This is a genomic window from Fodinibius salsisoli, from assembly GCF_026229185.1.
Taxonomy (GTDB): Bacteria; Bacteroidota; Rhodothermia; order Balneolales; family Balneolaceae; genus Fodinibius; species Fodinibius salsisoli.
In genome coordinates, this window is the sequence record NZ_JAGGJA010000005.1 from 1 (window position 1) to 21842 (window position 21842).

Genomic DNA, 21842 nt, shown 5'->3' on the forward strand with positions numbered 1-21842 from the left:
CGCCAGCGCTTGCATTCAACGCTGGACTACCGCACACCGGCGGAAATGCAAGAGTATTTAACCCAACAACAAGAACGGGCAGCATGATCTGGCTTAACGTACTGTCCATTTTTTTGTAGCAATTCCAGAGGACGGACCTCTTTTGATCAATGATTATCCTCTTATCCGTGAAACAGAGTTTTCAGCAGTAATTACATCGCTAACAGAGTCAATAGATCCTTATGGTGATTTCCAGATCACTGATAGTTTAACAGATTGTAAGGCAAGTATATCAGTTGGTAAAACAGAACTTTCTACAACCTATTATACAGGTGGTAGAGGGACTGTTGGTATTTTAAGCAAAGATCCTATCGATCATATTGATTGGCAGGATCAAAGCAAGATTGGGGCAGCAATGGCTTCTACCTTGGCAGCCGCTGCTTTATTACGGAAAACAATTGATAAACCTGTCCGATCAATAGCAATTTGCGCCTGGAATTATGAAGAGGTAAAACTGGATGCCGGTAATTATCCAGAAGTATTAAACAATAAACCAGATCTTGGGAATTCTCTCATTATCGGAGCGGGAGCTGTTGGAAGCGCTTTTTCATATTGGCTACAGCTTTTAGGATTTAAAGGTAGCTTAGCTCTGATTGATAAGGATCCTGTGCAACTTCATAATACAAATAGGTCCCTACTTTTTATTCCGGACCATTCAGATTGGTTCACTGGTCCGGCGCTGAATAAAGTTGATGTTTTGGGTGAGACTTTTAAAGGTAAGTGTAGATCTATTGCAGAATGGTATGATGAAGTAGAAGAGATAAAAGATGAAAAATTTGATATTATCTACTGTCTGGCAAATGAGCGCGATGTCCGGACTCGCATAATGAGTAGGTACCCTTTAGTTGTATTGCATGCAACTACCGGTCACAATTGGGTAAGTCAGCTACACCGGCATATCTATGGCACTGATGATTGTATTCGTTGCAGAATGAATGACATTAAAGAGGTAAAATTTGAATGTTCTAAGGGAGAGGTTAAGAAGGATGAGGAAACGGAAGTGGAAGCTCCTATCAACAATAGGGATGCAGCCTTACCCTTCTTGTCAACTGCTTCCGGATTATTCTTGTATACACTTTCTCTAAAAATGGCCAACGGGTACGTATCGCAGGATAAGGTTAATGATTGGAGAATGTATTTTGACTTCTTGCATGATCCTTTTAGGAAGGGTGCTCAAAAATGTCAGTCGGATTGTCCTTATTCAGGAAAAGACCAGATGGTAAGGAAGATACAATCAGATAATAAATACAAGGAATTTGTTAATTAGGATCAACTGTAATGAAGGTTCCAATTCTATTTTGGTAGCCTAAATCAAAAGTTTGTTCTTTTATGGCATAATCATCACGTACAGAGGGATACCAGTTTTTTAATCGGGATTGGGATGTTACGCATCCATTAGTACAGGAATATGAATAAGCTTGGGATTGCTCATTCACTTGGTTTCCTCTGATAGAGTTGTGCCAATGGTTATCAAAAAAGAAGTCAGAACGCTGATCATATAGTATTTCATTATTGGTGTTGCTAACAATGAATGAACAGTCATTGTTAGTTAGCTTCATCATACGTATTGCCGTAGCCTCCCTTGAAATTTTATAATAAGTTCTTAGTTCTTCTAAAGCTGAATACGAAATAGAGAGTTTGTTTAGCTTATCCTTAAATGGGTTTGCAGGAGCTAAAAAATTGATGGCAAATATGTTAGCCTCTTGTTCTATTTCTTTATCAGAATAATAACCAGGATTTGAGACTAACCGGGATTCTTTATGCAAGACTTCGAGATGACTGGGTATAGATAAATGACCAAGCTCGTGAGCTAGGGTGAATCTTTTAAATTCTGGAGTCCAATCATGGCTTTTATTAAAGCCAATCAAATAATCTAACCTTCCAAGGTATTAGGTGAATCCAGAAAAGTCATCGTAGAAATCTTTTTCGATGAAATGATACCCGGCAAAGTCAATTAGCCCCTCAATATTTGGTATAAACGTATTGGGATCTAATTTTAAATGCTCTCTTAAATGAATGGTTGATTCTATAATCTCTGACTCATCTAACATCTATACTACTTATTTCCTGACTTTATGAGCTCAACAAATTCGTTGATTTTTTTAATTGAGTCAGCCGATAGGTCCTCTACATTTCTCATGAGCATTTGCCTTTCAAACTCGGCATCAGAGCTACCAACAAATTCCTCTACATTTGCATCAAGGATATTGGCAAACTTTCTAATTAGTGAAGGTGTAGGAACCCTATTCCCTTTTTCAAACTGAGAGATGGAAGCTTGAGTCATTTCCATCTTTTCAGCTACCTCTTGCTGGTTGTATCCTCTGTTTTTTCTAATCTTTTTTAGATTATTCCCAAACTCGGTCGATAGCATGGCATAGGGTTATATTATAAATTTACATTTATAATATAATTAAATTTGAACATATAGCAATACACTTTTGTCAGGGGAATTACCTTTTTGTTATGAGAAGTGTTTGAGTAGGAAAAAATGGACTGCAAAATCTTTTTTATATACAAATAATTGGCATTGATACTATTCCAATTTGTTTGGCTATGAAATAAGTCGAATTCCCGTCCACAATATCAAAAAGACCTTTTTCTTCATTTGGTATAATAGAAATAGGTTTTCGCCTAGGTATTATCCCTTGATACGCCTGGCGCATATAGATAAACCCGTTGGCAATGCCTTCAGGCCGTTTTCTTGTCGGGCGTAACCAGCTGATTGGTACGATAGCCGTAGCTTCATCCATATTGAAGAAACGATCCAGTCGGTTGGGATCTAGGCAAAACATGCGCTGGTAGTTTTGGAGGTACGTCCCAACTTGTTCCATTTTGAGCCAGCCGGTAAGGGCTGCATCTATATCCTCATCATTGGTATAGTTAACCTGTATGAATTGCCCCGTGTCATCTATGTTTATATGCAGTTTGTTGAAATCATGATACTGACGGTTGATTTCATCTAGTTGCTTTGTGAAGTGGCTCAGCAAAGTAGATGGATTGCTGGTATCGACAGCTGTTTTCATATATGCCATTTATAGATTTTCCGCTTGTGGGTTTTCTTGAATGATTTTAATTATATCATCCACTTCTGATTTTCGGCACAGTTTAATGGCCTTTCGACCATTTTGAATGTTCCGGCCATAGCTGCGGACGGTCAGCATCTTGCGATAGCCGCACCGGTAGAAGGAGGTTCGGGATATGCGTCCCAGTTGCTCACACATGTAGCTGATTGCTTCTCCGATGGTCATGAAGTCTTCTTGGTTGGAGCCGGTTCCCGCCGGTAAATAGTTTATCTCTTCAGGATTTTCAAAATTAGACATTATCTATCTTATTTTCTTAGAGGGTGGTGTTAAGTGCAATAAAAACTGATGGTTAACTGTCTAAGAAATCGGGAAAGATTCATCTTAGATATCTTAGACCGATCTTAGACTTCTTAGTCGTTTCTTAGTGGTTTTCTTAGCTATTTTATTATTTACTAACTAACTATTTATTATATACTTACAAGGTGTTGGTTGGGGCGGATTTTTCGTTTCTAAGAAAATAAGACGCTATTTACAGTTTCTTAGTAATTCTCATATTTCCGGCCATTTAGGTCAAAAAGGTGCCGCCTCGTCGGTTTCCGCTACAGCGTATTCAACCGGCCCTTGTTGGGATTCCCGCTGCATCATCACGTTAGCCTCCTCCCGCCGGCCAAAAGCCCGCAGCCACGAAGGCGTAAGGTGTTTCCGGGGAATATGGTAGCCGTGCCGGTTTTCCTTTACGGTGCCTTTTATCGGATCCTCATAGCTGTAATAATTAGTTTTCGCTTTTCCGTGCAGGTCCAGGGCTTCTATTTCTTCCCGGATGATATCCTGGCTGATATAATCGCGTCCCTTGTTGTAGTTGGTGTAGGCATCCCAGATGCCGCTCCAGTACATGACCAGCCCATCCTTGCTGTTCCATCCGTAATAGCGTTTGGGGAGCTCCCCGTTTTCATTCATGACTTCTATGCTGGCAAGGAATTGCTGAAGCGGGGTTTGATGGACTTCCCGTTCGGCCGAGTTGGCTAGAAACTGTACCCCGTACCGAAAGATCTCTGTGGAGATCCGCGAATCCCGAAGCAGCTCCTGCATCTCCCGGAGATCTTCCTCGCTCGCAGCCGACTTATCCCTCCCGGAAAGCGATTGCCCCACGAATTCGGCGAACTGCACGTCACCGGGCCGACAGACAAACAGATCTACCGTAATAAGCGCCGCCATATTTTCGATCTGCCGGTCTTTAATTTGGAACCGCACGCCTTCCTGGTCGCTTCGCCGGTCGAGTTCTTCCTCGACGGCTTCGGTCAGTAGGCGTTTGGTCCAGAGCAGCTCACTTTTAAACAGCTCCCGGTTAAAGTCATTATAGGTGTATAGTAGCGACAGAAACAGCCGCTGCATCTGGCTTTTATGATTTTCAAACCACCAGAGGTTCTGCACGTCACCCCGTTTGTCTTTTGCGTATTCAATCATAATACACCGCGAGCGGAAGTGGTCTTCGGTCGGTTTGTAGTTGGAGATAAACATTAGCTGCGACCGCACCGGGCTCCAAGCGTTCTTGGTCCGGTCGTGGGAGGCGCTTACCCCACGTTGTCGCAACTCGTACCACATGTTAAACACCTGTGGGGTGATCTTGCCTTTTCCGGGCACAAACTCATCCATGATGACCGGGATCTTGCTATGGTTGGCCAGCTTGTTTTCTGCAGATTTAAGCGTGGGGTTGGAATCGACGTCGGTAAACGACTGGCCGAAGAAGTTCAGCATGATTTGCGAGAGCTGACCTTTTCCCGTCGAAGGTTCCCCAAACAGGTACAAGAACACGACATGTTTGAATACGTCATAGATCTCATCAAAGAACAGGAACGAGAGCATATATGAGAAGATGAGGTATCCCTCAGCCTTTTTCTCGGGCTGCTGGCCGGCAATGAGCTCTCCAAATTTGTCTCGTACGGTATCGATGAAGTATTGGAGCTCTTTACCGGTAAAAAGACGGTGTTCCTCATCGCTATAAAATCCATCCGTGGGCGACGGCAGGTCAAACAGCGGCGCCGGTTCAATCCGACCGGGCTTCACGTAAAAGGTAGTGTCGGCAGCTACCATGGGGAACAGCCCGGAATCCGGATTCGGGGCGATGATATACTGGGGCTCCCGCAGGTGATCATTTGGGATATTGATAAGTGCATTTCGGGTTAAGTAAAACTTATACCCGTGATGCTCAATAAATCCGTAATAATTGAATTCATACACGGTCTGGGGTTGCCACCGATTGCAGAGAAAACTCATAAAGAAGAGGATTTCATCATCAGACTTAAACCGGGCTGACTGGTAGGAGTGCTTAAAGATCTGGATCTGAAACGCTTTCTTAGACAAGAGGTCCTCAGGCTCCAGCACAAAGAGCTCGCTTTGGGTTAGGGTTCGCGTTTCTGGAGTAAGCCAACTCACCTGGCATTCATAGAGCGTGGAATCCCATTTAAGGGTCTCGGGATTGTAGCGGATGATCTTGGAATGTATTTCAATGTCGAAGGTGCCGATCCGGCGGCTGGTGCCATCGGTTTCATTGCGGTACCATCCGAAATCCAGGGGATCGGAGCTGTCCACATATTCAAACGGTTCTTTTTGCGAATCAGAAATGGCAGATGGTTCAAGTTCATCTGGGTGTTGTCGACTGTTAGGTGATAGTAGCTTTAGAGAGCCTTCCCGGCTGTTGCTGCTGCTCATTTATTCGTTTTTGAGATATTAAAATTTTGTGTTCACTCACATGGTTGAGTTCATAGAGGTTGTCTCCATATCCGTATATCACCCAGAGGTCGTATCCTTCTACGATCTGTGTTTCGATCATGCGGACGGTTTCAGTGCGCTGGATACCATCGACGTCAAGAAATTTAATGGTATCCCCGAGAGTGTAGCGGGTACGTATATTGGCCATAGTTTAAAGGGTTAGTCGAATTCCTTTGATCTTGCAAAGAGCTCCCATGGGCAGATCAAATTTCTTGTTGAGAATGAGGGTAAGAACCTGCTCTGAAATTCCTAGTGCTCGTTCCATTTTGCACAAGCGATGATCTGAAATGTAGTATGGTTTTTTGAACCACTGCCGGAAGGTGTTTAGCTTTATATCAGGAAACAGGATTTTCCGAAAATCATCATAGGTATCATATTGATCGAGTATCTGTCCTTTTATGATGCCTAGGCGTAGCCGGTTAATTTCATATTTTGTTATTGGTCCGTTCACAAGCGTACTTCTGTCTTTTAAAATTTATGGGTAAGTAGTATAATCGGATGGTTACAGTTACCCGTTACCGATACCTACAGGGCTAAAGTAGTGATGTGATAACAACGAAACAATTAAATGTGATGTGATCATAAATATTTAAGAAGGGCATTGATTCCAATCACAATAAAACCAACAGGATAGGAAAAGAGGAATTTTGGAGAAAAAATCTGGATCAATATTACAAGATAATGTCCGGTATTTGCTGGAGGAATACTACGAAGGTAATGTGTCTGAAATGCAGCGGGAGACGGGGGTAAATCGGTCTGTTATTTCAGAGTTAAAAAATGGAGGGAAGACAGAAGTAAACAGCTCCACGCTAATTCGGTTTGCTGAGGCGGGGGTGAATCTTAACTGGTTGTTAACGGGTAAAGGTAGGCCTTTTATGGTTAACGAAGATTCCGAAATTAGCACAGAGCTGAAAGAAAAACAGTTGCTCGATAATCGCGCAAATGAGATTAAAAAGCTAGTAAGTGATATCGAAGATCAGCTATCCGAACAACCGCATTTGCGGCTTGATCCGGATGTTCAGACTGCACTTCTTGAACTTTTAAAGAAAGCTGTTCGATAAGATCTAGCACTTCCTTTTTGCTGTTGATCTGTTTGGCATTCGGTCCCCGTAGTGTTGGTTCACTGGTATTGATCATAGGTCACTCCTACTTGACTTATTTTTTAGTTACAAAAATAAATAGATACAAGAGTAAGTTGGTGGTGGTTTGTTACATTTTGGGCAAAAATATTTTTTCTATGACTTTGCGCTCAAAATATTTTCGGCGTGTTCCAAACCGGTGAAATGGCACAAAATTTTTGTCTTTGGGGGGCAAGTTGCTTCTATTGAGTATGCTACGGTGATGTAATCCAATTAGAGCTTCCACTTCCTTAGCTGTCATGAACTTTGATTTATCAGGTTCTGCATTCAGCTTGTTAAGAATGGTATCTAATTTGGCGTCGAGAATGGCAATGGTAGCCATTAAATTTTCTTTGGGGTCTTGAGAAGTCATAGATGATATCTTTGGGGTTGCAAAAATTTTATGGCGCTAAATAAAAGGCAACCCTTGGTAAAATACACCCGTTGAAAAAATCAGATTTTGAAAATCAATAGGAGATTTAAGTACTGAAAATCAAAATCTGTAATTTACCCTTAATTAACAGGCTCTATGGAACAGAAGGACAGGTTCATTTATCCATATTTTAACCTGTTTTATGAAAACTTTCTGTTTTTCAGAGTGGATTTGATCCGGTGTTTGAGAATGGACTTGTAGGCTTCCGGGTTAACGAGATAGTTGGGGGCATTTAGGATTTCGTATTTCCCGGCCGCTTCTTTTACAAGCTCATCAACCGGTTTTTGGGCTTTTACTTTATTGATATGTCCGTTGGAGCTATCTATTAGAAAGTCACTGATCAACTCATCCAAATCATCCACCAACAGTTTGAAGGTATACCTGCCATGCAGGCCGATGCGGACCTCTAAGAATGAAATTGCGTCATCAAGGCATCCGAATTGTCCAATAGTCCGAAGTTTGCCCTCTAGCCGGTTCAAGGTATCCTTTGAACAATTGTAGATGCGGGCCATTCTACATGTCCAAGGAGCATAGTCCAGGTTAAGAACACCTTCACCATAATCATTAAAAAGATTCTCCAGGATCCCGGAGAAGTGGGCATTGGAAATCTCAGCACCACTGAAATCTAAATCCAGGGTTTTCTTCCGATTTACCTTCTGTTCTGTAAATTCAATAACGCTCCGGCCAAGATTTGTCAAATGCTCCTGATACAGTTTTCTAACAGCTAAAATAAACTCCGGACTAAAGGTTTCGGCCGTTCTACCGGTGAAATTTTTCAGACAAAGTTGAAGCTGCTTTCGGTATTGATTGGTTTCCTTCAGATATGCTATGGCCGTGATACTCGTAGCCTGATACCGTTTAATATCCGATTCGAAGTTTAAGTTATTGGACAGTTTGGAAAACCGATCAGCGGTAAGTTTTAGCAGCAAATCTCTCTTTGGTAAAGAGTCAAATCTCGCAGTTGGTATCTTATGCTTCATTCAGGTAATTCATTTTACCGTTTCGGTTGGCGGTACGCATCAGGTCTTTCGCAACCAGGTGAACATAGCGGTTGGTAACTTCAAGGCTCTTGTGTCCAAGCATGTTTTTGACCTCTATGACATTAAAGCCAATACGCAGTAAATAGGTTGCACAAGAGTGGCGGAGTCCGTGAAAGTTTATGGTGTCTTTAAGTTCGGCTTCCTCAGTGGCATAGAATTTAAAGCGTTTAGAAACATTGTCTCCCGTCATTGCAATTTCACGATCAGGCGTTGATTTTGGACTCGGAAAGACTAAGCCCTTTTTGGGGTTACCCATGAGTTTGCGCCAGGCAATGAGTCGCCAGTACAACGTTTCAAAAATGGGTATTGTGCGCTCCGATCCATTTTTAGTATCAGTAACTCTGATAAATCCTTCTTTAAGATTAATATGCTCCCATCGCAACTGGATGATTTCCTTACGTCTCATACCAGTATAAAAAGCCAAAGTGATCAAGGGTTTAAACCAGAGCTGCATCTGATCGGAGGATTGAATAGCACCAGACTTTTTGTGTTTCAATTGGTAATCTCGAAACTTTTTAAAAATTATATCGAGATCATCCTCTTCGATAATTTTATCAACCAAGTTGTCTCGAACTCTTGGCAGGGCAATTTTATCGCAGGGATTGATTTCTATGTATTCTTCTTCCACCAGCCAGTTGAAGAACGTTTTCAGATGTTTTAGGTAATTCTTTTTTGAAGCATTGGCCAAGTCATCCCGAAGACAAAACGCCCGAATATCATCCGCATCAATTCTCGTGACAGGCATTGTATACCCAACATCCTCCATAAACATCTTAAGGAGATATTTATAGTGTCTTTTGGTTGGGGCTGTTACATTGGTCTTTTCCCTGAGGAATTTCTTTTGGAGGTCATTCAAGATTGGACTCACAACAGAAGTCCCCTTTAACTCCTGCATCTTTTCATACTCTTGGAGATTCCAATCATCATCAAACGGATTTATTTCATCGGCATCATAGAGCTTTTCGTACTGGAGTTTCTTTTGCTCGGCTATCTTCTTGTACTTGGTACCAAGTGCATAGGTTCGTTGGATGAGTTCGCCATCAACCCGCGTGGCGAAAACGATAGAGTAGTAGTTATTGCGTTTTCTTAGACTGGCCATTTACTCTCGAATAAGTAGTTAAGGTTGGAGAGTAATGTAACATCATATGTAACATCAGTCCAGTAAAATATGTGTGAATTATGAAATATTTTCATTTTGAGAAGGGCATATTGAAACAAAAAAACCCCGCCAAATTTTGACGGGGTTTTCTTCAAAGTGCGCCCGGAAGGATTCGAACCCTCAACTTTCAGATCCGAAGTCTGACGCTCTATCCAGTTGAGCTACGGGCGCTTACGGGTTTTCAGTAATTCAAAAACCGATCTTAATTCACGATGTTAAAGTACAAAATTTCAGAATCTCTTAGTAATATCATAGTCAAAAAAGTGACTATAAATCTTATTTCCTTTGACCCTGACCTGTTTGTTCCGAAGTCAGACGCTCTATCCAGTTGAGCTACGGGCGCAGGATAATTTTCTTTATCAGTTATGACCTTCTGATTCGAAGCCAGGAGGTTTAACCAATAATTTGAGTCGCTAAATATACAAATATTCCAAGAGGAATACAGAAGAAAATTATCAACTGGGATCTAAGTAGCGGGATTTGGGTTCGGCTCCACGTTTTGTGAGTCCAGATCATCCACCTTCTGCACGCCATCGAGCTTCAGGTAATCAACCAACTCATCCTGCAACTCGCTTTTGATTTTTTCAGGATGCGTGATCTTCGTGTAAAAGATGGTGAAATAGATGACTTTGATGGCCGTGACGGTACTCTCAATGAAGCTACTGAACATCTTGCCCAGCATAAGAGCGAGGACGAGGGGAATCCATGTAAAGGGCAGCGTCTCGAACCAGTATTTTGCTCCTTCGGTGCCTTCTATCTCAGTGAAAGGAAGAGGTCCGGCCAGCCACACGCCCAAGCCAATAGAGATGATGCCCAGTACAATATAGACGGGCACGACAATTCTTCGGGTCACATTCCCCAGGAAATCAATGCCAAAAACACCAACCAGTGACTCCGGGACCTGGCTTTTGAGCTTTTTCATCTTCTTTACGCCCGGCATAATATCCAGCCGATCGACGGCTACCGAAGGCAGCAGGTAGTGGTTGATCAAATCCCAGACTTCTCCTATCCCCGATATAAATAGTCGCACAAGCATCATGACAAACCCACTGCCTACGAGCTTCCCCTTCTTCATAAAGGCCATGGCGATATCGAGCCAGGCTATTTTGCGTGTCTGGGATTGGATAGGCTTACAGGCTTCCACGGCGCCGCTATAGGAAGGATCGTGGCCAATGATCGTCTCATAGACAATCCAGCTCATGCGCATCTCCTGTTTGTTGTGGTAAAAGTATTTATAGATAAAAAGGACGACAGCGAGGAAGATCATCCAGCCCTCCAGCGGAAGATCTAACCACCAGCCAAGCCATCCATAAAAGAAGCTGATAATCATGATGGAATTATAGATTAACATTCGTATCCAGGGTTTTAGGATATCCTCATCATGACCGATGATGGTAAAGGTATGCTTAAACAGGTTAAAGACCGAGGTAAGGCGGTCTTGAAATGGCAGATTATCCAGAGACTGCTCAATATTTTTGAAGTTGTAATCCATAGCGACGCCTTTGATGTATTGAAATTAGATATTTGAGCCAACGTAAAGTAAATCTCACATCTATATATACGATTTTGGAAGATAAAAGGGCTCAAATCAATGAACAGGAGGGTATTTGGGATACAAATAAATTTCCTCCATGCTGGCATAAAAGGAATATGCTGTCTAACTTAATATTCTTGGAACAAAACAGGGATTAATGCAACGTTTTACGGCCATTTTGTTGTTAATTAATTGAACCTCAAATAAATAAAGCTATAGAGATGACAAAAATCGGGAAGGGTTTATTGGTATTTGGACTGATGTTGATGCTGGGAGCTTGTAGCTCCGAATCAGAAAAGGGAGAGGGATATGTTGAACGAATGGAGAAGGAGCATCAAGGGGACAGTCCCGTACAGAATGCGGCCACTGATCCAGATGAAAAAGAACAAGCAGCGGGCAAAGAAGTGACCTATGCTACCGTCAATGGATCGGAAATTACGGGCTATTTAGCGAAAGCAGATAACGCCGGGGAGGGGCGGCCGGGACTGATCGTGATCCATGAATGGTGGGGACTCAATGATAACATCCGTATGATGACCAATAAGCTGGCTGCCGAAGGCTATACGGCCTTGGCGGTGGATCTTTATAATGGCAAAGTTGCTCAATCGCCCGACAGTGCCGGCACCTATGCCCGGTCGGTCAACGAAGATGAAGCCGTTGATAACCTAACGCAGGCCTATACCTTTTTGACTGAGCAGCAAGGAGCTGCGAAAATTGGGACCATCGGTTGGTGTTTTGGTGGAGGATGGTCGCTTCAAACCGCTTTAGCCCATCCGGAAAAGATCGATGCCACCGTCATTTACTATGGCCGGTTGGTTACGGATGCCGGTGAGCTCGCAAAATTGCAGATGCCGATACTGGGTATCTTTGGGGCCGAAGATGAGGGTATTCCACCAGAGCAGGTCAATGCTTTTGAGTCAGCTTTGGATGAAGCCGGGGTTACGAATAGTATCCATATTTATGATGGTGCAGGGCACGCATTTGCGAATCCTTCTGGCACACGGTACCAGCAGGAAGCGGCAGAAGATGCCTGGCAGCATACCATTCGTTTCTTAGACGAAAATTTGAAGTAGATGAAGAGAACCCAGGTTAAGGAATAAAGATGGTACAATCTCCCCTTGAGGGGAGAGCCGCGCAGCGGGAGGGGTGTTCAAGGTACTGGAAGGGGTTAACACCTCCCGGCCAAATTTTGAAATTTCACAGAATTTGGCCACCCTCCTCAAGGAGGGATTAGCCAATGCTACTTCCTCTTATAATGAAAAGCCCTTATCCCGAGATCACATTAGTTAGATTAGATATCTTGTTATTTCTCTCCCCATTGTCCCTTAAAGACAATATCATCGAGTGGTTTACGGCTCCGTAGCGTGGTTTCTTTTTCAGCCAACTTTATAGGCAGGGAATCTACTTCCCCTTCATAGCCGATCGTAAACATCGTTAATGGTTTATATGCTTCAGAGATATCATAGAGCTCCCGCGCTTTGTCGGGTAAGATGCCGGCCATTTGGTGGACAAAGAGGTCATGGCGGGTAGCCTCAAAAGTAAGGTGTGCTATGGCTTGGCCTAAGTCATGGTTGGCATGCCGATTCGGACGTCCGTTGGCATCGAAAGATTGTTTGGCAAGCCCCAAAACGAGAACGGGTGCATCGGTAGCCCAGGTTCTGTTGAAATCATTGATCACTTTGGAGAGTTTTGAAAAAGCCTCTTCCTCTTCTTTGCGGGCAACGATAAATCGCCAGGGTTGTTCATTGTAGGATGAGGGGGCCCACCGTGCGGCTTCAAAAAGCTGATGCAGCAGCTCCTCATCTATTGATTGGTCCGAAAATGAACGGGGACTCCACCGCTTTCGTAATAAATTATGGATGGGATAGTTTGTTTCGGCTTCTTTGGATATCATATCCAGATCTTCTTTTGGCATGGAGTAGGTTTTTAAATATTTTGGTTCAAAATTAAACTGTTTAACAGTGCATTAGCCACACTCGTTCCCTGGTGAATGGAAGGAGCGTAAAATACATTTTTAAGGGATAAAACCTGCAACGAATCCAATACGATTATGAGCTATAAGGTAACGATCAGAGATATTCAGCAAATAACACACGATGTAAAACGGTTTAGAGTAGACAAGCCCGAAGGCTATGAATTTATTCCGGGGCAGGCTACCGAAGTTGCTATCGACAAACTCAGATGGAGAGATAAGAAGCGTCCCTTTACCTTTACCAATTTAAATGGGGAGCCCGATCTGGAGTTTACCATCAAGATCTATAATGATCACAATGGGGTTACGAATCAGCTAAACTATTTGAATATCGGAGATCAGTTGATTATCGATGATCCCTGGGGCACAATCCAGTATAACGGTCCGGGCGTATTCCTGGCCGGGGGAGCAGGAGTAACCCCCTTTATTTCCATCCTGCGGCGGTTGGCACGCGATAACAGTATTGAAGGCAATACGCTTATTTTTTCCAATAAGACGGAGGATGATATTATCCTGGAAGATGAGTTCGAAGCTATGCTGGGTCGGCATTTCATGAATGTAATTACGGATGAACCGACGGATAATTACACCTATCTGGATGGCTTTATTGACAAAGAATTTCTGGAAGAGCAGATTGATGATTTTGACCAGCCCTTTTATGTCTGTGGACCCATGGATTTCAATGAGGCTATGCTCGGCTATCTAAAAGAGTTGGGAGCCGATCCGGAGGCCCTTGTGTTTGAAGAATAAAAGGTATTACATGAACTTCCCAAGGCGGCTATTAAGCTGGAATAATAGAATGTACTTATGGATAATGAAAAAATTCGGTTAGAGGGTATATCTGAGACATTATTAATTCCCCTGATGGGCCGGGCCCTGGCTACCAAGAGTAGGGATGGGGTCCTGAGCGATGAGAAATCCCTGGAGATATTTGAGTCACTGAATTACGATTTTGATAAATTCAATGATGCCCATTCCAGGCGGAGTATGATGCGTACCACTATCCGGACGGCCATTATTGACCGGGTGGTTCAAAATCACTTGGCGGATCATCCGGAAGGTACTGTTGTAGAAATTGGCTGTGGACTCAATTCGCGATTTGAGCGGCTGCGCCCTGCGAATATAAAGTGGTTTGATCTGGATGTACCCCAGGTGCATAAAGTTTGGAAACAACATTTTGAAGAAACCGACCGCCGAGCATTTCTGCCCTTTTCAGCATTTGACGAACAGTGGATCACAGAAGCAAAGAAGGGCGGGGAAGGACCGTTCCTTTTTATTTCGGAAGCCTCGGTGATCTATTTCCCCAAACAGAAAGTCCGCCAACTGTTCCAGCTGCTGGGGACCCATTTCCCGGGTAGTTACTACCTGTTCGATACGGCACAGCCAGATTTTATTGAAAGCTTAACGAAAAATGAAGATGCCCTGAAGTTTTGCAATGCCCAAATAAAGTGGTCTATTAACGATGTAGAGGAGTTAAAAGAGTGGGTTCCGACGATTGAAATTTTAAACACCATCGATTTGGAATCATCCGATCATGAATATGGGGCTTTATATCCTGATGATTTTCAGCAAGCAGCTGAAGGATATCAGCTTAATTTAATCAGGCTTTGACTGCTTAGTAACGATAATCTTTTAAATATTACATAGATGGAAACGAACTATAAATTGGGACTTGTGGGATGCGGATCCATTTCGGGTACCCATGCGGCGGCCATTGCTGATACGCAGGATGGAACGCTCACAGCCGCATATAGCAGAACAGAATCCAGGTTAGAAGAGTTTTGCGAACAATATGAGGTGCAGGGGTATTCGGAATACGACCAGTTTTTGTCTGAGGCCGATATCGATACCGTTGTTATTTGTACGCCCAGCGGCACCCATCTGGATTATGGTATGCAAGCGGCCCGGGCAGGCAAGCACGTCATTGTAGAGAAACCGGTAGAAGTTACCCTGGAGCGTGCCCAGGCCTTAATTGATTGCTGTAAAGAGGAGGGCGTCAAGTTAGCCGTTATTTATCAAAATCGGTTTATTGAAGACATCCAGAAAATGAAGGAGGTTGTTTCATCCGGGTCATTGGGTAAGCCGGTCATGGTTGATGCCTCCGTTAAGTGGTTTCGGAATCAGGAATATTATGACAGTGGAGGCTGGCGGGGTACGCTGGACTTGGACGGCGGTGGAGCGGTGATCAATCAGGCGATACACACCGTGGATCTTATGCTCTGGATGTGTGGAGAAGTGGAATCGTTGCAGGCCTTTAAGGGCACACTCACCCATGAAAGTATTGAAGGAGAAGATAACGCTGTTGCTGCGCTCCAGTTTAATAACGGAGCAATAGGTGTTTTTCATGCATCAACTTCGGTAGTGCCTGCCCAAGATCGAAAGATCGAAATTCATGCCCAGGAGGGGACGGCTTGCCTTAAGGGAGATGTCCTGACTATAACAGGCGTTGACTCCGCTTATAATCCCGATAATAACAACGGTGAGATGTCAGGTGCGGGTGCAGATGACCCCATGGCTGGGATGTCTCACGATAATCACCGAAAGCAGTATGATCAAATATTGAAGGCTTTTCGGGAAGATACCGAGCCGGTGGTATCCGGGAAAGAAAGCTTGAAATCCCTGGCATTTGTGGAGGCGCTGTATAAATCTTCAGAGCAGCAAACCGCTGTCTGTCCACAAGAATTGTATGCTAAATTCAGTGTGGAAGAGTAATAAAAATCCCAGTTGTCGTAAGTGTCCGCTTGTGACACTCTGGGGGGCATAAAGCTATATCACAGAGTTACTCAGAGAAAGCTCTTTGTGAAATAACCTGCCAAGAACAGTACATTAGCACGAGCGGACGCTCGCGCTATTACAGATGTGGTGTAAAATTCCGTACTGGTTTCGCTTTTCCGTGTTGTGAGAGAGCCCGGGATGACAAGAATTAACGCAAGTTTGCGATTGTGGTAAATATTTGCCGTTTCGCAATATAAACGATATCCTAACCGTCCCTGTTAATATAACGTGAAGTAATTCCAAATAAAGGAAAATAACTATGAAATTAGTTGATCCCTCAGGAAATGAGGTTACAAGTAAAGAGAATAAAGATGCTAAGGAGCTGGAAAAGCAGATGTCAAAAAAGATTGAAGCTCTGCTCGAGCCGGTAATGAATAAAGTAAAGCTTTCCGGTGCGCAGGTTCCACAGCAACAGCTGATGCAGTTGAGTTCGGCAGCCCAGCAGATGCTGTTTAACCGAATGATCTATAACCTGCTGCAGAAAGTAGGCATTGAGGATATTGATGAAGTGTTGTCCGAAGACGATGTCGAAGAGCTGTCAACGTCACTGAAAAATCAGGTTAAGATGGTGGACGGCAACGACATGCAGCAAAAAATGCAGCAGATGCAACAGCAGCAGCAACAAGATTCTGAAAAATAGAAACAGCTTCCTGCAGCCCGTCGCCAGGCGGGCTGTACAGACTGTTTTTATTCATCATCAGAGTATCAGCATGGCATCGCCGAAAGAGTAGAAGCGGTACTGTTTGTGAATGGCATGCTGGTAAATTCTTTTCATACGATCGAAGCCGGTAAAAGCAGCCACCAACATTAGTAGCGTACTTTTTGGGAGGTGAAAGTTGGTGATTAAGGCATCCGTGGCTTGGAAGTCATAGCCGGGTCGAATAAAGATATCAGTATCCATCGAGGTGGAAGAAAACTGCTCGCTTTTTTGCAGGCACGACTCCAATACGCGCACACTGGTGGTGCCAACAGCGGTTATATGGTCTGCGGTATTGAGTTGATTAGCGGTTTGCTCGGTCAGCTTAAACCATTCTGAATGCATGGTATGGTCTTCGATACGATCTGCTTTGACAGGCGCGAAGGTCCCCAGCCCTACGTGGAGGGTAACCTCAGCCTGTGTAATACCGGCCTGTTCAATATTTTCAAGAAGCTCATCCGTAAAATGAAGTCCGGCAGTAGGGGCAGCCTTACTGCCCAACGCATCCGCATAGACCGTCTGATATTCTTCCGAGAGAGACTCATTCTGTTTAATGTAGGGTGGAAAGGGCGTATGTTTATATTCGTTATAGCACTCATGTCCGAGCGCAGGGGTCATTTGTAGGGTGCGAAGCCCCTCTTCATCAATATCGATGACCGTGGCCGAAATAGTGTCGGTAAGTTCAATTGTGCGACCTTCTTTGAATTTTTTGCCTGGTCGAACCATCGCGCGGACTGTTGTATCATTAACCGCTTCGAGGATAAAAATCTCTTTTTTCCCTTCATCAAATAAGAGGCGACATTTCTCAACCTTGCTGTTGTTGACAACCAGCGTAGTTTCTTTCGGAAGATAATCCAGTAAATTATAGAAATGATCATCAATAAGCTCATCCGTTTCCCGATGATAGACCAGTAGGCGCGCGTGGTCGCGCGGATGGGCTGGCTCTTGGGCAATTAGTTTGTCGGGCAGATCGTAATCAAAATCAGAAAGCGTATAATCCATGGGGAAATTAGCATTTAGAGGTCTTGCTTCAGCCGGTGGAAGTTAACCACAGAATATCATAGAGGAAACTATTCAAAAGGAATTTCCAGTTGTTTAAAATGTCCCCGCTCGTTGAGGTTTAGATTAGACATGGTAATGCCCAGAAGTCGTACTTTTCGATCGCCGACCTTGGTTTCTTCAAGCAGTTGTATAGCCGTTTGAGCAATATCGTTGGCATTATCCAGGTAATGAGAAAAGGAGGTACTTCGGGTGACGGTCTCAAAGTCGGCATAGCGGACCTTAAGGGTCACGGTCTTTCCGGCAGCGTGTTTGTTTTTCATCACATCAGCAATTTTTTCGGCTAGTTCAGAAAGGAAATTATGAATCCAGCTTAGATCATCGATATCTTCCGAAAAAGTGCGTTCTTTGCCGATGGATTTACGAATGCGGTCCGGTTTCACTTTTCGGTGATCAATGCCGCGCACAATACGATAATAATGCCGGCCGGTCTTGCCAAATTGTTCAACCAGATCAATCTCGGACCATTTTCGTAAATCCCGCCCGTTTGTTATCCCCAGCCTTTTCATTTTCGCTTCGGTCGCATCACCCACGCCGTGAAACGCACCGATGGGAAGCTCGGCCAGAAAGGCTTCTGCTTCTTCCGGAAGGATAACCGCCAGGCCATCCGGCTTGTTGAGGTCAGAGGCCATCTTTGCCAAAAATTTATTGTAAGCCACCCCGGCTGAAGCCGTCAGGTTGGTTTTTTCCCGGATAAGGCTACGGATCTTTTGGGCAATAAGTGTTGCTGAGGGCAAGCCAATATGATTTTCAGTGACATCCAGGTAGGCTTCATCCAGGGAAAGGGGTTCAACCAAATCGGTGAATTGGAAAAAGATTTCCCGGATTTGTTGTGAGACTTTTTTATAGACTTCAAAGCGGGGCTTAACAAATACAGCATGGGGACAGAGCCGCACCGCTTTGGCTGCCGGCATGGCCGAATGGACGCCATATTTTCGAACTTCATAGCTTGCAGCCGCAACTACGCCCCGGCCTTCCGGCGATCCACCGACAATAAGAGGTTTGCCCCGATACTCCGGAAAGTCGCGTTGCTCTACTGATGCATAGAAGGCATCCATGTCAATATGGATTATTTTATGGATGCGCGGTTCGCTCATTAGGGTGTGTGTAGGGTTATTAAATCCTGAAATCAGGGAATTAGGGACCTCGAAATATCACAATTCCAAAATCAATGAAAAAAAGTTATTTTTAGCCTCGTCAATGTTAAATATAAAACAATGTAGATTGAATGGAAGTTTTAGATGGAACAACGATTTTTTGGCTTTTAGCCCTTGGAATGATTACAGGAGCGGCTGTCAAAGTAGCCATGTGGAATACAATGATTGATTTGGTTCCCAATTTGGCTGCAGGTATTGCGGGCTCTATTATTGTGGGAGGTCTGGCCGTGGCGTTAAATTTGCCTGGTGGACTGCTCTTTGCATTTTTAGGCAGCCTGTCGATTCTCTTTATTTTAAATGTGTTTCATATGAAGAGCCAAAAGGCACATTAAAATTAAGCACCAATAGGTAGAGCGGGAACACAAAAGCACAGGATCGCATTTAGAGAAGTACAATCTGTAATAAAGCAGGAGGTAAGATGGCTTCTTTTGGTGCTCAACTTTTTTGGATGATCGCTTTAGGACTTACGCTTGGTTACTTCAGTCATTACATATACTTGAAGTATAGCGTCCCAATTTGGTTAAGCTTGGCTTTAAGTACAGCAGGGGCCGTTTTAATGGGTGTTTTAGCCCATCTTTTGGTTTTTGGCTTGCCCCTGATGTACGCTCTTTTGGGCTCTGTTATATTTCTTTTTGTCGGCAATTTATTCCTTTCGCAAGAGGAATAGCATCTCCGGAAGAGGCGGCATGAGGCCCTTTAGAGTTTTCTTCATTTTTTACTGGCATCTTAATTCAAATTTTTTAAATTAGTTGCAGGGATTGTGATGGGATGTATCAAAAGGGGATTCGGCATTTTAGCCGGATCCCTTTTTGTTTTTACTCTCAGGATATGAGAAGTGCCATCTTTTCCGAAATTATTTCTCTTCTTTTCTTAAAGCTATCGGGAATTAATGAAAAAATATCCCATTGAATGATTTCCAAAACTCTTTTAGCTTTCAGTATAATTGAGTGAAATAAGCAGGTTTTGGTTTTAGTTGTAAAATTGATACCCGCATTGGGGCAAAAAGCTATCCTACTTCATCCTTAAATAGCGAGGGCCTATGTCAGCATCGTCAGTCTATTCTCTATGGTTGCAACCGAATGGTGATATCGCATATCAGCTTCAAGAACGGATTAAGAAGTTGAGTAAAAAGTATAAGACGCCGGCCTTTGCCCCGCACGTTACCTTGCTTGGCAGTTTGTCTGCCTCCGAGACAGAACTCATTTCATTGACGAATACCTTGGCTTCTTCGTTGCACCCCACCGAGTTGTTCTTGACAAAAGCAGGTTATCAAAACCAGTTTTATCAATCTTTATTTGTACATGTAAAGAAAGATACTTCCCTTAAAGAAATGAGAGGTATGGCCTGTAGACTGTTTGATAAACCTGATACAGAACCGTATAAGCCACACTTGAGCTTGCTTTATGGAGATCTTTCCCAAAAAGAAAAAGAACGCATTTTAAATATTACAGGACGAGAGTTTCATATTCGATTTTCAGTAAATAGCATCGTACTTATGCAAACAGAAGGCCAGCCTGAACAATGGAAAAAAATTCATACAGCGGTATTTAAGCTGAAATAATGACAGATGATTCAAGTTGATACTCTTTACTAATATTACGATTCTCATTTATCGCCCAACATCGTAAAAGGATTAATTAATAAATCAGAAAGGGTACACTACATGTCTGACTATAAATTTTTTGCGCAGGTAAATGAAGCCTTTGATGAAGCTGCAAAATATTCCCGCTTTGACAAAGGCCTATTAGGCCAGATAAAGATCTGTAACAACGTTTATCATATTACCTTTCCACTTGAGCGAGATGATGGCACAATAGAGGTTATCCACGGATGGAGGGTCGAACACAGCCATCATAAGTTACCTACCAAAGGTGGAATACGATTTAGTATGACGGTGAATGAAGACGAAACGATGGCCCTGGCTGCCCTTATGACCTATAAATGTGCAGTGGTAGATGTTCCCTTTGGGGGAGCAAAGGGGGGGATTAAGATTGACCGGTCAAAATATTCGAGCGAGGAAATAGAGCGCATCACCCGCCGCTATACCTATGAGCTTATTAAAAAAGATTTTTTAGGACCCGGTTCCGACGTGCCGGCCCCCGACTATGGTACCGGAGCCACAGAAATGGGGTGGGTACTGGATACCTACCGCCAGCTTAAATCTGATATAAATGCTGAAGCCTGCGTAACAGGTAAGCCTATCTCAATGGGGGGAGTCCGTGGACGTACGGAAGCAACAGGGCGAGGCGTCTTTTTTGGCATCCGTGAGGCATGCAAAAACAAGGAAGATATGGAGGATCTGGGAATGGAAACTGGCCTTGAAGGTAAAACATTCGTCATCCAGGGGTTAGGAAATGTGGGCTATCACGCTGCCAAATATATGACTGAAGGTGGAGCTAAGCTGGTGGGCGTGGCTGAAATTGAAGGTTCAATTTACGACCCGGAGGGCATTGATCTTGAAAAACTTGTGGAGTTCAGAAATTCGACCGGATCTATTGTAGGCTTTGAAGATACTCAGGAGCTCGAAAGCAATACCTCTGTATTGGAAGCCGAGTGTGACATTTTGATTCCGGCCGCTCTGGAAAATCAGCTCAATGAACAAAATGCTGTAAATATAAAAGCCAAAATTATAGGAGAAGCGGCTAACGGGCCTACAACGGCCGATGCTCACCGCATTTTAAAAGATAAAGGGGCTTTGATTATACCCGACAACTATTTAAATGCCGGAGGGGTAACGGTGTCCTATTTTGAATGGCTAAAAAATCTTTCCCACGTTCGCTTTGGTCGTATGGAAAAGCGCTTTGAAGAAGGCAGTTATCGTAAGATTTTGAATGTAATAGAGGCTACCTCCGATCGTACGTTCTCCGAAGAAGAGATGAAGGAACTGGCTCGAGGAGCTGATGAGTATGACTTGGTTGATTCAGGCCTTGAGGAGACAATGATCAATGCCTATGGACAACTCAATGAGCTCCGGAAGAAGCATGATATCGATCTGCGTACGGCTGCATTTTTAAATGCGATCGACAAAGTAGGAGTAATGTATGAGCAGATGGGAATTTTCCCCTGA

The 21842-nt window shown here is 43.5% G+C and carries 25 protein-coding genes and 1 tRNA gene; 11 read left to right on the forward strand and 15 right to left on the reverse strand.

What is annotated here, in order from left to right; genetic code table 11:
* The first annotated feature begins 142 nt into the window (after positions 1–142).
* Complete coding sequence (locus tag J6I44_RS08165; protein ID WP_265765570.1) at positions 143–1306, forward strand: ThiF family adenylyltransferase; 1164 nt, start codon at positions 143–145, stop codon at positions 1304–1306.
* On the opposite strand, the gene J6I44_RS08170 is transcribed toward J6I44_RS08165, so the two are convergent.
* The 7 genes from J6I44_RS08170 to J6I44_RS08200 all read right to left on the reverse strand — a co-directional run bounded on the left by J6I44_RS08170 (position 1299) and on the right by J6I44_RS08200 (position 6282).
* The gene (locus J6I44_RS08170; RefSeq protein WP_265765571.1) at positions 1299–1907 is read right to left on the reverse strand and encodes an ImmA/IrrE family metallo-endopeptidase; all 609 of its coding nucleotides are present in this window, start codon (positions 1905–1907) and stop codon (positions 1299–1301) included. The genes J6I44_RS08165 and J6I44_RS08170 overlap by 8 nt on opposite strands.
* A gap of 188 nt (positions 1908–2095) precedes the next feature.
* Positions 2096–2410 (reverse strand): helix-turn-helix domain-containing protein, encoded by a 315-nt coding sequence (locus tag J6I44_RS08175; RefSeq protein WP_265765572.1) that lies wholly within the window; start codon positions 2408–2410, stop codon positions 2096–2098.
* 136 nt (positions 2411–2546) lie between these two features.
* Positions 2547–3062 carry a hypothetical protein gene (locus tag J6I44_RS08180; RefSeq protein WP_265765573.1) on the reverse strand — a complete coding sequence of 172 codons (516 nt, stop codon included), beginning with the start codon at positions 3060–3062 and terminating at the stop codon, positions 2547–2549.
* A 9-nt stretch (positions 3063–3071) separates the two neighbouring features.
* Complete coding sequence (locus J6I44_RS08185) at positions 3072–3359, reverse strand: hypothetical protein (RefSeq protein WP_265765575.1); 288 nt, start codon at positions 3357–3359, stop codon at positions 3072–3074.
* Positions 3360–3632: 273 nt separating this feature from the next.
* Complete coding sequence (locus J6I44_RS08190; protein WP_265765576.1) at positions 3633–5771, reverse strand: hypothetical protein; 2139 nt, start codon at positions 5769–5771, stop codon at positions 3633–3635.
* Entirely contained in the window at positions 5722–5979 is a 258-nt protein-coding gene (locus tag J6I44_RS08195) for a hypothetical protein (RefSeq protein WP_265765577.1), read from the reverse strand. The genes J6I44_RS08190 and J6I44_RS08195 overlap by 50 nt, the downstream gene beginning before the upstream one ends.
* A gap of 3 nt (positions 5980–5982) precedes the next feature.
* A complete protein-coding gene (locus J6I44_RS08200; RefSeq protein ID WP_265765578.1) occupies positions 5983–6282 on the reverse strand; it encodes a hypothetical protein in 300 nt (99 codons plus the stop codon).
* 196 nt (positions 6283–6478) lie between these two features.
* Here J6I44_RS08200 and J6I44_RS08205 point away from each other — a divergent pair, with 196 nt between their 5' ends.
* On the forward strand, positions 6479–6892 hold the full coding sequence (locus J6I44_RS08205) for a helix-turn-helix domain-containing protein (RefSeq protein ID WP_265765579.1): 414 nt from the start codon (positions 6479–6481) through the stop codon (positions 6890–6892).
* A gap of 148 nt (positions 6893–7040) precedes the next feature.
* Here J6I44_RS08205 and J6I44_RS08210 read toward each other — a convergent pair whose 3' ends face one another.
* The 5 genes from J6I44_RS08210 to J6I44_RS08230 form a co-directional block, all read right to left on the reverse strand.
* Positions 7041–7322, reverse strand: coding sequence for a hypothetical protein (locus J6I44_RS08210; protein ID WP_265765580.1), 282 nt, complete (start codon positions 7320–7322; stop codon positions 7041–7043).
* A 200-nt stretch (positions 7323–7522) separates the two neighbouring features.
* On the reverse strand, positions 7523–8362 hold the full coding sequence (locus J6I44_RS08215) for a hypothetical protein (protein ID WP_265765581.1): 840 nt from the start codon (positions 8360–8362) through the stop codon (positions 7523–7525).
* Positions 8352–9521 (reverse strand): tyrosine-type recombinase/integrase, encoded by a 1170-nt coding sequence (locus J6I44_RS08220; protein WP_265765582.1) that lies wholly within the window; start codon positions 9519–9521, stop codon positions 8352–8354. The genes J6I44_RS08215 and J6I44_RS08220 overlap by 11 nt, the downstream gene beginning before the upstream one ends.
* Positions 9522–9678: 157 nt before the next feature.
* Positions 9679–9752: transfer RNA gene (locus tag J6I44_RS08225), tRNA-Arg, on the reverse strand.
* Positions 9753–10047: 295 nt separating this feature from the next.
* Positions 10048–11073 carry a hypothetical protein gene (locus J6I44_RS08230; RefSeq protein WP_265765583.1) on the reverse strand — a complete coding sequence of 342 codons (1026 nt, stop codon included), beginning with the start codon at positions 11071–11073 and terminating at the stop codon, positions 10048–10050.
* Between the two features lie 263 nt (positions 11074–11336).
* Here J6I44_RS08230 and J6I44_RS08235 point away from each other — a divergent pair, with 263 nt between their 5' ends.
* Entirely contained in the window at positions 11337–12188 is an 852-nt protein-coding gene (locus tag J6I44_RS08235) for a dienelactone hydrolase family protein (RefSeq protein ID WP_265765584.1), read from the forward strand.
* Positions 12189–12418: 230 nt separating this feature from the next.
* Here J6I44_RS08235 and J6I44_RS08240 read toward each other — a convergent pair whose 3' ends face one another.
* On the reverse strand, positions 12419–13030 hold the full coding sequence (locus J6I44_RS08240) for a nitroreductase family protein (protein WP_265765585.1): 612 nt from the start codon (positions 13028–13030) through the stop codon (positions 12419–12421).
* 135 nt (positions 13031–13165) lie between these two features.
* Between J6I44_RS08240 and J6I44_RS08245 the strand changes: the two genes are divergently transcribed.
* From J6I44_RS08245 to J6I44_RS08260, 4 genes are all read left to right on the forward strand, one after another.
* Positions 13166–13837, forward strand: a complete 672-nt coding sequence (locus J6I44_RS08245) for an FAD-binding oxidoreductase (RefSeq protein WP_265765586.1) — start codon at positions 13166–13168, stop codon at positions 13835–13837.
* Positions 13838–13894: 57 nt separating this feature from the next.
* Positions 13895–14698, forward strand: a complete 804-nt coding sequence (locus tag J6I44_RS08250; protein WP_265765587.1) for a class I SAM-dependent methyltransferase — start codon at positions 13895–13897, stop codon at positions 14696–14698.
* Between the two features lie 36 nt (positions 14699–14734).
* Entirely contained in the window at positions 14735–15799 is a 1065-nt protein-coding gene (locus tag J6I44_RS08255) for a Gfo/Idh/MocA family protein (protein WP_265765588.1), read from the forward strand.
* A 322-nt stretch (positions 15800–16121) separates the two neighbouring features.
* Positions 16122–16502, forward strand: a complete 381-nt coding sequence (locus J6I44_RS08260) for a hypothetical protein (RefSeq protein ID WP_265765589.1) — start codon at positions 16122–16124, stop codon at positions 16500–16502.
* A 57-nt stretch (positions 16503–16559) separates the two neighbouring features.
* Here J6I44_RS08260 and queA read toward each other — a convergent pair whose 3' ends face one another.
* Both queA and dinB read right to left on the reverse strand, forming a co-directional pair.
* A complete protein-coding gene (gene queA, locus J6I44_RS08265) occupies positions 16560–17561 on the reverse strand; it encodes a tRNA preQ1(34) S-adenosylmethionine ribosyltransferase-isomerase QueA (RefSeq protein WP_265765590.1) in 1002 nt (333 codons plus the stop codon).
* Between the two features lie 68 nt (positions 17562–17629).
* On the reverse strand, positions 17630–18715 hold the full coding sequence (dinB, locus tag J6I44_RS08270; protein ID WP_265765591.1) for a DNA polymerase IV: 1086 nt from the start codon (positions 18713–18715) through the stop codon (positions 17630–17632).
* Positions 18716–18846: 131 nt separating this feature from the next.
* On the opposite strand from dinB, the gene J6I44_RS08275 reads away from it, so the two are divergent.
* The 4 genes from J6I44_RS08275 to J6I44_RS08290 all read left to right on the forward strand — a co-directional run bounded on the left by J6I44_RS08275 (position 18847) and on the right by J6I44_RS08290 (position 21842).
* On the forward strand, positions 18847–19107 hold the full coding sequence (locus J6I44_RS08275) for a hypothetical protein (protein WP_265765592.1): 261 nt from the start codon (positions 18847–18849) through the stop codon (positions 19105–19107).
* A gap of 86 nt (positions 19108–19193) precedes the next feature.
* Positions 19194–19442: a hypothetical protein gene (locus tag J6I44_RS08280; RefSeq protein WP_265765593.1), complete on the forward strand. Its 249-nt coding sequence runs from the start codon at positions 19194–19196 to the stop codon at positions 19440–19442.
* A gap of 372 nt (positions 19443–19814) precedes the next feature.
* Positions 19815–20336 carry a 2'-5' RNA ligase family protein gene (locus J6I44_RS08285; RefSeq protein WP_265765594.1) on the forward strand — a complete coding sequence of 174 codons (522 nt, stop codon included), beginning with the start codon at positions 19815–19817 and terminating at the stop codon, positions 20334–20336.
* 102 nt (positions 20337–20438) lie between these two features.
* Entirely contained in the window at positions 20439–21842 is a 1404-nt protein-coding gene (locus J6I44_RS08290; protein WP_265765595.1) for a Glu/Leu/Phe/Val family dehydrogenase, read from the forward strand.

Bases quoted from the DNA above. Each gene is read 5' to 3' on its own strand.
- J6I44_RS08280 (WP_265765593.1), top strand. From the start codon at position 19,194: ATGGCTTCTTTTGGTGCTCAACTTTTTTGGATGATCGCTTTAGGACTT.
- J6I44_RS08275 (WP_265765592.1), top strand. From the start codon at position 18,847: ATGGAAGTTTTAGATGGAACAACGATTTTTTGGCTTTTAGCCCTTGGA.
- J6I44_RS08220 (WP_265765582.1), bottom strand. From the start codon at position 9,521: ATGGCCAGTCTAAGAAAACGCAATAACTACTACTCTATCGTTTTCGCC.
- J6I44_RS08235 (WP_265765584.1), top strand. From the start codon at position 11,337: ATGACAAAAATCGGGAAGGGTTTATTGGTATTTGGACTGATGTTGATG.
- J6I44_RS08180 (WP_265765573.1), bottom strand. From the start codon at position 3,062: ATGAAAACAGCTGTCGATACCAGCAATCCATCTACTTTGCTGAGCCAC.
- J6I44_RS08230 (WP_265765583.1), bottom strand. From the start codon at position 11,073: ATGGATTACAACTTCAAAAATATTGAGCAGTCTCTGGATAATCTGCCA.
- J6I44_RS08215 (WP_265765581.1), bottom strand. From the start codon at position 8,362: ATGAAGCATAAGATACCAACTGCGAGATTTGACTCTTTACCAAAGAGA.
- J6I44_RS08195 (WP_265765577.1), bottom strand. From the start codon at position 5,979: ATGGCCAATATACGTACCCGCTACACTCTCGGGGATACCATTAAATTT.
- queA (WP_265765590.1), bottom strand. From the start codon at position 17,561: ATGGATTATACGCTTTCTGATTTTGATTACGATCTGCCCGACAAACTA.
- dinB (WP_265765591.1), bottom strand. From the start codon at position 18,715: ATGAGCGAACCGCGCATCCATAAAATAATCCATATTGACATGGATGCC.
- J6I44_RS08185 (WP_265765575.1), bottom strand. From the start codon at position 3,359: ATGTCTAATTTTGAAAATCCTGAAGAGATAAACTATTTACCGGCGGGA.
- J6I44_RS08250 (WP_265765587.1), top strand. From the start codon at position 13,895: ATGGATAATGAAAAAATTCGGTTAGAGGGTATATCTGAGACATTATTA.
- J6I44_RS08240 (WP_265765585.1), bottom strand. From the start codon at position 13,030: ATGCCAAAAGAAGATCTGGATATGATATCCAAAGAAGCCGAAACAAAC.
- J6I44_RS08260 (WP_265765589.1), top strand. From the start codon at position 16,122: ATGAAATTAGTTGATCCCTCAGGAAATGAGGTTACAAGTAAAGAGAAT.
- J6I44_RS08245 (WP_265765586.1), top strand. From the start codon at position 13,166: ATGAGCTATAAGGTAACGATCAGAGATATTCAGCAAATAACACACGAT.
- J6I44_RS08175 (WP_265765572.1), bottom strand. From the start codon at position 2,410: ATGCTATCGACCGAGTTTGGGAATAATCTAAAAAAGATTAGAAAAAAC.
- J6I44_RS08190 (WP_265765576.1), bottom strand. From the start codon at position 5,771: ATGAGCAGCAGCAACAGCCGGGAAGGCTCTCTAAAGCTACTATCACCT.
- J6I44_RS08210 (WP_265765580.1), bottom strand. From the start codon at position 7,322: ATGACTTCTCAAGACCCCAAAGAAAATTTAATGGCTACCATTGCCATT.
- J6I44_RS08285 (WP_265765594.1), top strand. From the start codon at position 19,815: ATGTCAGCATCGTCAGTCTATTCTCTATGGTTGCAACCGAATGGTGAT.
- J6I44_RS08290 (WP_265765595.1), top strand. From the start codon at position 20,439: ATGTCTGACTATAAATTTTTTGCGCAGGTAAATGAAGCCTTTGATGAA.
- J6I44_RS08255 (WP_265765588.1), top strand. From the start codon at position 14,735: ATGGAAACGAACTATAAATTGGGACTTGTGGGATGCGGATCCATTTCG.